Below are 13,171 nucleotides of genomic sequence, written 5' to 3'. Positions count from 1 at the left end.
GACCATCCGAGCGACCGGGGCCACGCGGGACCGACCGGCCCCCGGTCGGGAAGAGACGCGGTGAGAGACGAATGGCTACCACGCACAGCGAGCAGTCCCGCGAGGCCGCGCCCGGCCCGCTGCCCCACCCGGACGGGCCCCGCCGGCCGGTCCGAGCGCCCCGGACGGGTGCGGCCGTACGGCTGACCGCCGTGGTGGTCGCCGTGCTGCTCGCGGCGGCCTGCAGCAGCAGCAAGAGCAGCAGCTCCTCCACCACCTCGGCGGTCGCGGCGACCTCCAGCGCCGCCGCGACCGGGAGCGCCTCCCCGAGCGGCTCGGCGGCGGCGTCGCCGACCGGGACGGCGCCGGCCGATCCGGCCGCGGCCACGGCGGAGATCACCGCGACCTGGGAGAAGTTCTTCAGCCCGCAGACCACGCTCGCCGACAAGGGCGCCCTGCTGCAGAACGGCGACCAGCTGGCGCCCGTGCTGCAGGGCTTCGCCAGCGACCCGCGGGTGGGCCAGGTGCAGGCGAAGGTGACCTCGGTGCAGTTCACCTCGGCGACGGAGGCGACGGTCACCTACTCGCTGTCGATCCAGGGCAACGTGGTCCAGCCGGACGCGACCGGCACGGCGGTGCTGGAGAACGGCACCTGGAAGGTGTCCCGCTCCACCCTCTGCGGGCTGGTCCAGCAGAGCGGCAACACCGCCGTCCCCGGGTGCAGCTGACCACCGGGGGCGGTCGACGATGAGGAGCCGGGCGGCCGGGCGGCGGGGTCACCGTCGCGCGGCCGCCCTCGCCGTACTGCTGCTGGCCCTGGGCGGCTGCGGCAGCCGGCTGCCGGAGAGCGCCTTCACCACCGCCGGTGCGCCTGCGGCGGCCGGGGGCGCGACCGACACCGGGGTGAGCGGCGGCGAGATCAGGATCGGCATCATCACCTCGCTCACCAGCCCGGTCGGCAGCGAGACCTTCTCCGGCCCGCGCTACGGCGCCCAGGCGTTCCTGCACGCCCTCGACGACCGGGGCGGCCTGCACGGGCGGACGGTCAAGGTGATCACCTGCGACGACGGCGGCAGCGGCATCGGCAACCAGGACTGCGTCCACCGGCTGATCGACCGCGAGCAGGTCTTCGCCCTGGTCGCCACCAGCGTGCTCGACTACGCGGGCGCGCCGTACGTCAGCGCCAAGGGCGTGCCGGACATCGGCGGGCAGCCGATCGGCACCGAGTACGACCGCTGGCCGCACCTGTACAGCATCTACGGCAGCGACTCGCCGCGCGACGGCCACTCGGTCGGCTGGGACGGCACGCTCTACCAGTCGACCGAGGTCTACCGCTTCTTCAAGGAGCGGACCGGCGCCCGCAGCGCCGCCGTGGTGTTCTACAACCAGGCCGACTCCGCCCGCTACGCCAAGCAGTTGGAGCAGGGGCTGAAGGCCGAGGGCTACCGGGTGCTGAGCCAGAGCGTCGACCTGGCGCTGCCCGGCTTCCAGGCGGTGGCCGCCGCGATGAAGGCCGACGGCACCGAACTGCTGCTGGACGCGATGGACACCCGCGGCAACGCCGCGCTCTGCCAGGCCCTGGACGCCGCCGGGGTGCAGCTGACCGCCAAGGTCACCAACGTGCAGAACTGGTCCGAGACCGCCCGCGTCGCCTACCACGACTCCCCCGCCTGCCGCAACGCGCTGTGGGCCACCTCCTCCTCCCGCAACTACGAGGACGTCTCGTACCCGGCCGTCAAGCAGTTCCGCGACGGCATGGCCCGCTACTTCCCGGACCGCGAACCCCTGATGTCCGCCTGGGAGTTGGAGGGCTGGGCGGCGGGCCAGTGGCTCACCGACGCGATGGACTCCTGCGGCCGGGACCTCACCCGCTCCTGCGTCGAGCGCTTCATGAACCGGCCCGAACCGTACGACGCGCACGGCCTGCTGATCCCGGCCTCCTTCACCCCCCAGCCGCGCCCCACCAGCCCCACCCGGGCCTGCCTCAACGCCGCCCGCTGGCAGGACACCGCCTTCGACAACCGCGGCGGCTGGGTCACCGAGGTCCCCGACATGGACACCACCTGCTTCGACGTCCCGCAGCTCCCGTACCAGCCGTGAAAGCTCCCGGGCCGGCCGTGAACCGGCCCGGTGTGGCCAACATCGCACCCCCGCCGGCAGGGTTTTCGCAGCTCGGGCCCGGTGGCGCCGCCCCGGACGGGTAGGCTGCCGCTGCCCCGTTCCGAGCCGCGAGGAGTGTCAGTGCCCGAGTCTGCGATCACCGTCGTCGGCATCGGCGCGGACGGGTGGCCCGGACTCGCCGCAACCTCGCGCCAGGCGCTCCGCGCCGCCGAGGTGGTCATCGGCGGCCCCCGCCAGCTCGCCCTGCTGCCCGCCGAGGTGACCGCGCAGCAGCTCACCTGGCCCTCCCCGCTGCGCCCCGCCGTCCCCGGCCTGCTGGCCGCCCACGCCGGACGCCGGGTGGCGGTCCTGGCCAGCGGCGACCCGATGTTCTACGGCATCGGCCGGACCCTGGCCGAGACCGTCGGCGCCGAACGCCTGCACGTGCTGCCGCACCCGTCCTCCGTCTCGTACGCCTGCGCCCGGCTCGGCTGGCCCGTGGAGGAGACCGAGGTGGTCACCGCCGTCGGCCGGCCGCTGGAGTCGGTGCGCGCCGCGCTCCACCCCGGCCGCCGCCTGCTGGTGCTCAGCGCGGACGCCGCCACCCCCGCCCGCCTCGCCGCGCTGCTCGCCGGGAGCGGCTGGGGTCCGAGCCGGCTGCGGGTGCTGGAACAGCTCGGCGGCGAGGGCGAGGACGTCCGCGAAGGCACGGCCGACGGCTGGCCGCACGCCCCGGGCGACCCCCTGAACGTGGTCGCCGTGGAGTGCGCCGCCGTCCCCGGCACCCCGCGCGCCCAGCTGGTGCCGGGCCTTCCGGACGGACTCTTCGAGAGCGACGGGCAGCTGACCAAGCGCCACATCCGCGCCGCCACCCTCGCCGCACTGGCCCCCGCCCCCGGCGAACTGCTCTGGGACGTGGGCGGCGGCTCCGGCTCGATCGGCATCGAGTGGCTGCGCGCACACCGTAGCTGCCGCGCCGTCAGCGTGGAGCGCGACCCGGTCAGGGCCGGGCGGATCACCCGCAACGCGGCCGCCCTCGGCGTACCGCGCCTGCGCGTGGTCAGCGGCCCGGCGCCCGCCGCCCTGGCCGGCCTGGAGACCCCGGACGCCGTCTTCGTCGGCGGCGGACTCACCGCCCCCGGTCTGCTCGACGCCTGCTGGGACGCCCTGCCGGCCGGCGGACGGCTGGTGGCCAACACGGTGACGCTGGAGTCCGAGGCGCTGTTGACGCAGTGGTACCGGCGGCACGGCGGCGAGCTGGTCAAACTCGCGGTGGCCCACGCGGTGCCGGTGGGCGGTTTCACGGGCTGGCGGCAGGCGATGCCCGTCACCCAGTGGTCAGTGATCAAGGAAGAGGGAGCATCCAGGTGACCGTCTACTTCATCGGGGCCGGGCCCGGCGCGGCCGACCTGATCACCCTGCGGGGCCAGCGGACCCTCGCGGCGTGCGAGGTCTGCCTGTACGCGGGCAGCCTGGTGCCGACCGAGCTGCTCGCCGAATGCCCGCCCGGCGCACGGCTGGTGGACACCGCCGACCTCAACCTCGACCAGATCGTCGCCGAGTTCGCCCGCGCCCACGAGGAGGGCCGCGACGTCGCCCGGCTGCACTCCGGCGACCCGTCGGTGTTCAGCGCCGTCGCCGAGCAGATGCGCCGACTGGACGCGCTCGGCATCCCGTACCAGATCGTGCCCGGCGTCCCCGCCTTCGCCGCGGCCGCCGCCGCCCTGGGGCGCGAACTGACCGTCCCCACCGTCGGCCAGACCGTGATCCTCACCCGGGTGGCCCGGCAGGCGACCCCGATGCCCGAGGGCGAGGACCTCGCCACCCTCGGCCGCAGCGGCGCCCTCCTGGTGCTGCACCTGGCCGCCCGCTACGTCGACAGCGTGGTCGAGGAACTGCTGCCGCACTACGGCGCGGACTGCCCCGCCGCCGTGGTGGCCATGGCCAGCCGCCCCGACGAGCTGGTCCTGCGCGGCACCCTCGGCGACATCGCCGACCAGGTGAAGGCCCACGGCGTCCTGCGCACCGCCGTCATCCTGGTCGGCCGCACCCTCGGCGCCGAACAGTTCCCCGACAGCCACCTCTACTCCACCGACCGCTGCCGCTAGCGGTTTCAGCGGCTCGGGGAACCGCGACGCCCACCCCGGACGAGGCCGACCGTCCGGGAAGGGCCGCTCACTCGGTGCTCCCCGTCCCGGTACGGCGCAGTGCTCGGCCCGGGAGCGCCCCGGTGGGCCGTGCCCCGGCCAGCACGGCGACGCCGCCCACCCACACGTGCTCGATGCCCGCGGCCGGCCGGCGCGGTTGCTCGAAGGTCGCGGTGTCCCGGACGCCGGCCGGGTCGAACAGCACCAGATCCGCGTGGTGGCCGGGCCGGACCACGCCCCGTCGGCGCAGTCGCAGGCGCCGCGCGGGCCGCCCGGTCATCCGTGCCACGGTCTCCTCCAGGCCGAGGACGCCCTCCTCCCGGCTGTAGTGGCCGAGGTAGCGGGCGAAGGTGCCCCAGGCCCGCGGGTGCGGGCGGGCGCCGACCAGCAGGCCGTCGCTGCCGACGGTGTGCGCGGGGTGCCGCATCACGGCCCGGACGTTCTCCTCGTGCCCGACGTGCTGCAGGATCGAGGTGGCGAGGCCGTCGCACCGCAGCAGGTCGAAGAAGACCTCGGTCCCCGACGTGGCGCGCTCCGCGGCGAGTTCGGCGACGGTGCGGCCGACCGCCGCGGCCAGCTCCGGACGGCCCACGCCGGAGATCTGGACGGTCTCCCAGTCGGCGACCACCCCGTGGCAGCCGTCGCTGCCGTGCTCCTCCAGGGCGCCCCGGATCCGTTCCCGGGCGGCCGGGTCGTCGAGCCGGGCGAGGGTCGCCTCCGGGCCGCCCTCGGTGGACCAGCCGGGCAGCAGGGCGGCCAGCGTGGTGGCGCCGGGCAGGTAGGGGTAGCTGTCGAGGGTGACGTCGATCCCCTCCGCGAGGGCCGCGTCGACCAGCGCGAGCAGCTCGCCGGCCCGGCCGCGGTTGACCGCGAAGTTCATGGTGGCGTGGGTGAGGTGGACCGGGCAGCCGGACCGCCGGGCGATCTCGATCATCTCGGCGTACCCCGCCAACGCCCCTGCCCCGTACGAGCGCTGGTGCGGGGCGTGGAAGCCGCCGAGGCCGGCGACCACCGTGCAGAGCGCCACCAGTTCGTCCGTGCCGGCGTACGAGCCGGGCGGGTAGCTGAGGCCGCTGGACAGGCCGACCGCACCCTCGTGCAGGCCGCGGGCGACCAGCTCCCGCATCCGGTCGAGTTCGGCGGGCGTGGGCGGGCGGTTCTCCCAGCCCATGGCGAGCATCCGCACCGAGCCGTGCGGCACCAGGTAGCAGGTGTTGACCGCGGTGCCGCGGTCGAGCCGGTCCAGGTACTCGCCGACCGTGCGCCAGCTCCAGTCGAAGTCCGCCGGATCGCCGTTCCAGCCGGCGAGTTGGCGGCGCAGCAGGGGCAGGGTGGTGTCGTCGACCGGCGCGTAGGAGAGCCCGTCCTGGCCGAGGACCTCGCAGGTGACGCCCTGGGTGACCCGGGAGGGGTGGGCGCGCTCGACCAGGGTGCGCAGGTCGGAGTGGGCGTGCATGTCGATGAACCCGGGGGCGAGCACCATTCCGTCGGCGTCGACGGTCCGCCGGGCGGTGAGATTGGCCCGGCGGTCCGCGATCTCCTCGATCAGGCCGTCGGTGACGGTGACGTCGGCGGTCCGCCGGGCGGCGCCGGTGCCGTCGACCAGCGTGGCGCCGCGGACGAGCAGGTCGGCCATCAGAAGAAGGTCCGCACCAGGTCGACCACCCGGGGTTCCTCGGCGTCGGCGTCGTCCAGGACGGGGATGAGGTTCCACCGGTCGAAGGCGGTGCACGGGTGGGAGAGGCCGAGCCGGACCACCGCGCCGACCGGGGCCTGCTCGCCGGCGCCGCGCAGGAAGGCGTGCTGGTCGTTCAGGGCGGTGATCGTCGCGTCCTTCAACGGGCCGCTGCCGCGGACCAGTTGCGGCTCCGGGAAGCCCAGGTCGAAGTTGAGGTCGCGCTTGCCGCCGTCCAGCAGGGACAGCTGCGGCTCGGGGTGGGAGACCACCCGGGTCCAGGCGTGCATGGCCGAGCGCAGCGGAGTGGTGTCGGCGCGGCGGGCGAGCGGGGAGACGGAGCGGTAGAAGCCGTCGTCGTGCACCAGGTAGGCGCCGGAGCGCAGGATCACCGCGGTGCCGGGCACCTCGTCCGCCAGCGGGCCGAGTTCCTGGACCACGGTGTCGAAGTAGGCGCTGCCGCCGGCCGACACCACGGGCGCGCCGGTCTCGTACCGGCCGGCCAGCCGCCGGTGCAGCGCGGCGAGTTCGCGCAGGTAGCCGCGGACGGTGGCGAGCGCCGCCTCGCCGGCGTCGTGGGCGAGCGCGCCCTCGTACCCGCCGACGCCGGCCAGGCGCAGGGTGGGCGCGGCGAGGACGGCGGCGGCCACCTCGGCGGCCGCCTCCACGCCGCGGGCGCCGGTCCGTCCGCGCGGGCCGCCGAGTTCCACCAGGACGTCGACGGGGCGGTCGGCGCCGGCGGCCCGCAGGGCCCGGTCCATCTGCCGGACGGACTCGGCGGAGTCCACCCAGGCGAGGAAGGCGAAGCCGGGGTCGGCGTCCAACTCGGCGGCGAGCCAAGCGAGTCCGGCCGGGTCGAGCAGGGTGTTGGCGAGCAGCAGACGGCTGACGCCGAAGGCGCGGGCGACCCGCAGCTGGGAGAGGTTGGCCAGGGTGATGCCGTGGCAGCCGGCGTCCAGCTGGGCCTGCCAGAGGGCGGGGGCCATGGTGGTCTTGCCGTGCGGGGCGAGCGCCACGCCCGCGTCGGCGCACCAGGCGGCCATGGTGCGCAGGTTGTGGTCGAGGGCGCCGGCGTCGAGGGTGAGCAGCGGGGTGCCGAGCCCGGTGAGGGTGGGCGCGGTGGCGAGGTACTCGCCGACGGTGCGGCCCCAGGCGGCCGGGGGCAGCGCCTTGAACCGCCAGTCGAGCCGTTCCTCGGCCAGGGCGAGGACCTGCTCGGGGTCGATCCCGGGCCCCGCGTCGCGGTCCGTGAAGCTCTGCCCCATTGCCCGTACCTCCGCTTGACCAGGAGCGTTGCATCATCTGCAACGCCCGTTGCGCATGCTGGCGATACGGTTCTAGCATTCACGCCGAACGACGGTCAACGAGCGGGCCCGGCCGCCGCCCTCCCGGCCGTACCCGGCCGTACCCGCCGGTCGCACCCCCGGTCGCACCAGGAGCCCGATGAGCCAGACCGTCACCCGCGCCCTGCGCCTGCTCGCCGAACTCGGCGAGGGCGAGCGCTCGCTCGACCAGCTCGCCGAGCTGATCGGGGTGCACAAGACCACCGTGCTGCGCCTCCTGCAGAGCCTGGAGGAGCAGCGCTTCGTCCACCGGGACGCCGACTTCCGCTACCACCTGGGCGCGGGCCTGTTCGCCCTCTCCAGCCTCGCCCTGGAGCAGCGCGGCATTCGCCGGACCGCCGCCCCGCACCTGGCCGAACTGAACGCGGCCACCGGGCACACTGTCCACCTGGCCGCGTACGAGGGCGGCGAGGTGGTCTACATCGACAAGTACGACTCCCGCCACCCGGTCAGGATGTACTCCCGGATCGGCCTGCGGGCCGGGCTGCACAACACCGCCGTCGCGAAGGTGCTGCTGGCCGACCTGCCGCCGGCCGAGCGCCGCCGGGTCGCGGAGGCCGTCGAGTACACCGTCCACACCGCGAACACCCTCACCACCCCGGCCGCGCTGCTCACCGAACTGGCGACCGTCGCCGCCCAGGGCTGGGCGCAGGACCACGCCGAGCACGAGCCGTTCATCAACTGCATCGCCGCGCCGGTCCGGGACGCCACCGGCCGGGTGGTCGCCGCGGTGTCGATGTCGGTGCCGGACATGGTGCTCCCGTACGCCCAGGTGCTGGAGCTGCTGCCCCGCCTGCTCGCCACCGCCCGCGCGGCGTCCGCCGACGCCGGCCACCGTCCCTGACCTGCCGGCACCACGCCGGCACAACGCCGGCACAACGCCGGAACACCCCTGGAGAGAAGTCGAGATGACCGACAAGACCGAGATCCGCACCGACGGCGCCCCGGCCCCGGCCTGGATGTTCTCGCAGGGCGTCCGCAAGGGCCCGATCCTGCAGGTCTCCGGCCAGGGGCCGCAGGACCCGGCGACCGGCGCGTACCTGTACCCGGGGGATGTGAAGGCGCAGACCCGGCGGACGCTGGAGAACGTCAAGGCGATCGTCGAGGCCGGCGGCGCGAGCATCGAGGACGTGGTGATGTTCCGTGTCTACCTGACCGAGCGCGCCCACTTCCCGCTGATGAACGAGGTCTACGCCGCGTTCATCGAGGAGAACATCGCGCCCGGCGGGGTGAAGCCCTGCCGGACCACGGTCTTCGTCGAACTGCCGCAGGAGCCCATGCTGGTGGAGATCGACGCGCAGGCCGTGGTCACCGACTGACGTCCTCGGGGCCCTGGCGCTCAGGCGCCCTTAGGCTCGGCCCGGCCCACGACGGTGCCCGCCCGGTCGATGCAGATGACGTCCACCGCGACCGGCGCGCCGACCAGCACGCCGAGCGCGGTGGCCCGCGCCTCCCGGGCGACCAGGTCGCCCAGCGGCACGCCGGCCGCCGCACACAGCTGGACCGCCTCCAGGCCGGTGTTGGCCGCCGCCACCGCCCCGGCCAGCTCCTCGGACGCCCCGCCGCGCCGGGCCAGTTCGGCCAGGTAGCCCTTGTCCACCTGGGAGCGCGCCGAGTGCAGGTCCAGGTGGCCGGCGGCCAGCTTGGAGAGCTTGGCGAAGCCGCCGGCGATGGTCAGCCGGGGCACCGGGTGCCGCTTCAGGTACTTGAGCACCGCACCGGCGAAGTCGCCCATGTCCAGCAGCGCGTCCTCCGGCAGGCCGTGCACCGCGACCGCCACCTTCTCCGAGGTGGAACCGGTGCACCCGGCGACGTGCGTCCGGCCGGCCGCGCGGGCCACGTCCACCCCGCGGCGGATCGAGTCGATCCACGCCGAGCAGGAGTACGGCACCACGATGCCGGTGGTGCCGAGGATCGACAGGCCGCCCAGGATGCCCAGGCGCGGGTTCCAGGTCGACCGGGCGATCTCCTCGCCGTGGTCGACGGAGATCTCCACCACGACGTCCCCGCTGCCGCCGTGGCGCGCCGCCACCTCGGCCACCGTGTCGCGCATCATCTGCCGGGGCACCGGGTTGATCGCCGGCTCGCCCACCTCCAGCGGCAGGCCCGCCTTGGTGACCGTACCGACGCCGGGGCCGGCCCGGAACACCACGCCCGTGCCGGGCGCGCCGTGCCGGACCGTCGAGCGGATCAGCGCCCCGTGGGTGACGTCCGGGTCGTCCCCGGCGTCCTTCACCACCCCGGCCATCGCCCGGTCCGCCGCCCGTTCCTCCGCCGCCAGCGCGAACGCCGGCTGCTGGCCCTTCGGCAGCGTGATCGTCACCGGGTCCGGGAACTCGCCGGTCAGCAGCGCGGTGTACGCGGCGGCGGTCGCCGCCGTCGCGCAGGCGCCCGTCGTCCAGCCGTGCCGCAGCCCGCTACTCTTCAGCTGCGCCGCCCGTCCGCCGCCCTCAGCCACGCCCGCTCCCTGGAGTCCCGATGCACGTACTGATCCTCGGCGGCACCACCGAGGGCCGGCGGCTGGCCGAGGCGCTCGCCACCGACCCGGCGGTCCGGGTCACCAGCTCGCTGGCCGGCCGGGTGGCCGAGCCGCGGCTGCCGGCCGGCGAGGTGCGGATCGGCGGCTTCGGCGGCCCGGCGGGCCTCGCCGCCTGGCTGCGCGAGCAGCACGTGGACGCGCTCATCGACGCCACCCATCCCTTCGCCGGCACCATCAGTCGCAACGCGGCCGAGGCGGCCGCCGAGGTCCATGTTCCCCTGCTCGCGCTGCGACGTCCCAGCTGGGTGCCGGTCGAGGGCGACCGCTGGCACCCGGTCGGCTCGCTCGCGGAAGCCGCCGACGCCCTGCCCGGCCTCGGCCACCGGGTGTTCCTGACCACCGGGCGGCAGGGCCTGGCCGCCTTCGCGCACCTGTCGGACCACTGGTTCCTGGTCCGCTCGGTGGACGCCCCCGAACCGCCGGTGCCGTCCGCCACCTCGGTCCTGCTCGACCGCGGCCCGTTCACCCTGGACGGCGAACGGGCCGTGCTGCGCGAGCACCGGATCGACGTCCTGGTCACCAAGGACAGCGGCGGCGCGGCCACCGCCCCCAAGCTCACCGCCGCCCGTGAACTCGGCCTGCCGGTGGTCGTCGTCCGCCGGCCCGAGCCGCCCGCCGGCGTCCCCACCACCCCGGACGTGGCCGGCGCCCTCGCCTGGCTCACCGCCCGCTGACCCCGCAGGCCGGGCCGGGCGGGGTCGTCCCGGCCGCTCGGGTCAGCCGAGCTGCCCGCGCAGGTGCTTCAACGCCGCCTCCAGGGCCTGGTCGGCCGGTACGGCGACATCCGGACGCACCCCGACGCCCTCCCAGTTGGTCCCGGTCACCGGGTTGATCGACCGGGCGCTGGGGACGGTCACCGTCACGTGCGGCGCCACCGCGATCCGGGCCGTCGGATGCGCACCGCCGCCGGTGGTCTCCCCCACCAGCACGGCCCGCTCCAGCACCTGAAGGTTGTACGCCAGCTCCTCGCCGCCGGAGAAGGTGACGTCGCTGGTCAGCACCGCCACCGGCCGGTCGAGGTAGCGCGGGGCGGCCAGGTGCCCCAGCGTCCAGTACTGCCGGGTGGAGTCGGTGGCGCGCTCGTAGATGTCGTTGAGGTGCACCTCGTCGCCCGGGAAGAAGTGGCTGCACCACAGCTGCACCCCCTCCGGCGACCCGCCCCGGCACTGCCGCAGGTCCACCACCAGCGCCGCGGTGCCCGCCAGCAGCTGCATCGCGGCGGCGATCGCCGGACCGCCCAGCTCGGCCGGCGCGATCATCCGCAGGTCGAGGTAGCCGATGTTGCCGTCCAGCTGCTCGACCCGCCGCACACCGTAGTTCTGCTCCCGCGCGTACGCCGCGAACCGGGCCCTGGCCAGCTCCTCCGGCTCCTCGTCCATCGACTGCGGCTCCTCGGACCACAGCAGCCGCAGGTGCTTGTCCGGACACACCTCCTGCAGGTCCGCCGTCACCCGCTCGCACAGCCCCGGTCCGTCCAGCCCGTCGTACGCGCCCTCGGCCAGCCGCCGCCGGATCGCGGTCTCCACGGCTGCCGTCCGCTCGGGGAACACGTACCCGGCCGTGATCCGGGCCAGCGCCGCCTCGAGTATCTCGTGATGAGTCGTCATGTGCGGGATGTTAGTGCGCCCACCACCCCGGCCGGCGACCTCGGGCGACGGCGCCGCGGTCAGCTCTTCTTCTTCAGGTACCGGCGCAGCTTCTGCAGCGGCCAGGTGTTGACGACCTCGTCGGCGGTGAGCCGGCCGCGCTGGGCGGTGCCGATGCCGTAGCGGAGGTTGGCGAGGTGCGGGACGGCGTGGGCGTCGGTGTCGACGGCGAAGCGGACGCCGTGGCGGCGGGCGGCGAGGATGTCCTGGTCGCCGAGGTCGAGGCGTTCGGGCGAGGCGTTGATCTCCAGGACGGTGCCGGTGCGCGCGCAGGCCTCGTACACGGCCTCCAGGTCGACGTCGATCGGGGGTCGGCGGCCCAGCAGTCGGGTGGTGGGGTGGCCGATGACGTGGACGTACGGGTTCTCGCAGGCGCGGATCAGCCGCCGGGTCTGGGTGTCGCGGTCGGCGGTGAAGTGGGAGTGGATCGAGGCGACGCAGAGGTCGAAGCCGGCGAGGAACTCGGGCGGCCAGTCGACGTTCCCGTCCCGGTCGATGTTGAGTTCGGTGCCGTGCAGGACCCGCAGGCCCCGGTACCGGCGGTCCAGGGCGCGGGCCTGCTCGCGCTGGGCGAGCATCTTGGCGTCGGTCATCCGCTGCATCGCGAGGTCGGGGGCGTGGTCGGTGACGGCGACATAGGCGAGGCCGCGGTCGGCGGCCGCGGCGAGCATGGCCTCCAGCGGGGCGAGGCCGTCGGTGAGGTCGGTGTGGGTGTGCAGGTCGCTGCGGATGTCGGACTCCTGGACGAGGTCGGGGAGTTCGCCGGCGAGGGCGGCGTCGGTCTCGCCGCGGTCCTCGCGCAGGGTGGGCGGGATCCAGGGCAGGCCGAGGGCCTCGTACACCTCCTCCTCGGTCGCCGAGACGATCTTCCGGCCGCCGTCGGCCTCGAAGAGCCCGTACTCGGAGAGCTTGAGGCCGGCTCGGACGGCGCGGGCGCGCAGGGCGATGTTGTGGGCCTTGGAGCCGGTGAAGTAGACCAGGGCGGCGCCCCAGTCGCCGGGCGGGACGACCCGCAGGTCGACCTGGAGTCCGGCGGTGGTGCGGACGGAGGTCTTGGTGGTGCCGGCCGCGATCACCTCGGTGACCTGGGGCAGGTCGGTGAGGGCGGCCATCAGCGGTGCGGAGTCCTCGGCGACGGCCAGGACGTCGACGTCGCCGATCGTCTCGCGCATCCGGCGCAGTGAGCCGGCGTGGCCGCAGCGCTCGCAGCCGGGGGCGGCGGAGACGGCGGAGACGATCTCCTCGGCGAGTTCCGTGGCGGTGCTGATCAGGACGCGTCCGCCGCCGGCCCGCAGCTGGTCGATGCCGTGGCGGATGTTCTCGGCGGTGCGGGCGCCGAGGCCGGGGAGGTCGTTCAGCCGGTCGGTCTCGGCGGCGGCGCGGAGCTCGTCGACGGTGGAGATGCCGAGTTCGCGGTGGAGCAGGGCGGCCTTCTTGGGGCCGACGGTGGGAACGGCCATGATCTCGCGCAGGCCGGCCGGGATCTCGGCGCGCAGCTGCTCCAGCTTGGCGACCCGGCCGGTGGCCAGGTACTCGGTGATCTTCTCGGCGGTGGACTTCCCGACGCCGGGGATCTGCTGGAGGCCCTTGGCGTCCAGGGCGGCGAGGTCGTCGGGGTGGCCGCCGACGGCGCGGGCGGCCTTCTCGTACGCCCGTGCCCGGTAGGCGTCGCCGCCGGTCAGCAGGAGGAGGTCCGCGTACTCCTGGAGGAGTGCGGCGACCTGGTCGTTGAGCCGGGCCAT

General features: G+C 75.0%; 12 protein-coding genes. 7 read left to right on the top strand and 5 right to left on the bottom strand.

The window, feature by feature from the left end:
* Window positions 1-71 precede the first annotated feature (71 nt).
* From FHR36_RS08850 to cobM, 4 genes are all read left to right on the top strand, one after another.
* Entirely contained in the window at window positions 72-707 is a 636-nt protein-coding gene (locus FHR36_RS08850; RefSeq protein ID WP_253795448.1) for an MTB12 C-terminal domain-containing protein, read from the top strand.
* A 19-nt stretch (window positions 708-726) separates the two neighbouring features.
* Window positions 727-2,079 (top strand): ABC transporter substrate-binding protein, encoded by a 1,353-nt coding sequence (locus FHR36_RS08845; RefSeq protein WP_253795446.1) that lies wholly within the window; start codon window positions 727-729, stop codon window positions 2,077-2,079.
* 135 nt (window positions 2,080-2,214) lie between these two features.
* Window positions 2,215-3,450 (top strand): precorrin-6y C5,15-methyltransferase (decarboxylating) subunit CbiE, encoded by a 1,236-nt coding sequence (gene cbiE / locus FHR36_RS08840; RefSeq protein WP_407660809.1) that lies wholly within the window; start codon window positions 2,215-2,217, stop codon window positions 3,448-3,450.
* Window positions 3,447-4,187, top strand: coding sequence for a precorrin-4 C(11)-methyltransferase (gene cobM / locus FHR36_RS08835; protein ID WP_253795442.1), 741 nt, complete (start codon window positions 3,447-3,449; stop codon window positions 4,185-4,187). Before cbiE ends, cobM begins: the two co-directional genes overlap by 4 nt.
* Window positions 4,188-4,254: 67 nt before the next feature.
* Here the strand turns inward: cobM and FHR36_RS08830 are convergent, their stop codons facing one another.
* Entirely contained in the window at window positions 4,255-5,862 is a 1,608-nt protein-coding gene (locus FHR36_RS08830) for an N-acyl-D-amino-acid deacylase family protein (protein WP_253795440.1), read from the bottom strand.
* Entirely contained in the window at window positions 5,862-7,166 is a 1,305-nt protein-coding gene (locus FHR36_RS08825; RefSeq protein WP_253795438.1) for a type III PLP-dependent enzyme domain-containing protein, read from the bottom strand. Before FHR36_RS08825 ends, FHR36_RS08830 begins: the two co-directional genes overlap by 1 nt.
* A 178-nt stretch (window positions 7,167-7,344) precedes the next feature.
* Here FHR36_RS08825 and FHR36_RS08820 point away from each other — a divergent pair, with 178 nt between their 5' ends.
* Together FHR36_RS08820 and FHR36_RS08815 are read left to right on the top strand one after the other, a co-directional pair.
* Window positions 7,345-8,088: an IclR family transcriptional regulator gene (locus FHR36_RS08820; RefSeq protein WP_253795436.1), complete on the top strand. Its 744-nt coding sequence runs from the start codon at window positions 7,345-7,347 to the stop codon at window positions 8,086-8,088.
* A gap of 64 nt (window positions 8,089-8,152) precedes the next feature.
* Window positions 8,153-8,563 carry a RidA family protein gene (locus FHR36_RS08815; RefSeq protein ID WP_253795434.1) on the top strand — a complete coding sequence of 137 codons (411 nt, stop codon included), beginning with the start codon at window positions 8,153-8,155 and terminating at the stop codon, window positions 8,561-8,563.
* 20 nt (window positions 8,564-8,583) lie between these two features.
* Here the strand turns inward: FHR36_RS08815 and FHR36_RS08810 are convergent, their stop codons facing one another.
* Window positions 8,584-9,702, bottom strand: coding sequence for a cobalt-precorrin-5B (C(1))-methyltransferase (locus tag FHR36_RS08810; protein ID WP_253795432.1), 1,119 nt, complete (start codon window positions 9,700-9,702; stop codon window positions 8,584-8,586).
* Between the two features lie 20 nt (window positions 9,703-9,722).
* Between FHR36_RS08810 and FHR36_RS08805 the strand changes: the two genes are divergently transcribed.
* Window positions 9,723-10,457 carry a cobalt-precorrin-6A reductase gene (locus tag FHR36_RS08805; protein WP_253795424.1) on the top strand — a complete coding sequence of 245 codons (735 nt, stop codon included), beginning with the start codon at window positions 9,723-9,725 and terminating at the stop codon, window positions 10,455-10,457.
* A gap of 42 nt (window positions 10,458-10,499) precedes the next feature.
* Here the strand turns inward: FHR36_RS08805 and FHR36_RS08800 are convergent, their stop codons facing one another.
* Complete coding sequence (locus tag FHR36_RS08800; RefSeq protein WP_253795422.1) at window positions 10,500-11,390, bottom strand: S41 family peptidase; 891 nt, start codon at window positions 11,388-11,390, stop codon at window positions 10,500-10,502.
* 59 nt (window positions 11,391-11,449) lie between these two features.
* Window positions 11,450-13,171, bottom strand: a complete 1,722-nt coding sequence (polX, locus tag FHR36_RS08795; protein ID WP_253795421.1) for a DNA polymerase/3'-5' exonuclease PolX — start codon at window positions 13,169-13,171, stop codon at window positions 11,450-11,452.

The sequence above is a fragment of the Kitasatospora cinereorecta genome, assembly GCF_024172095.1.
GTDB classification, from domain to species: domain Bacteria; phylum Actinomycetota; class Actinomycetes; order Streptomycetales; family Streptomycetaceae; genus Kitasatospora; species Kitasatospora cinereorecta.
Note: the sequence above shows the minus strand (reverse complement) of the source record. Positions and strands in the feature narration are given on the sequence as shown.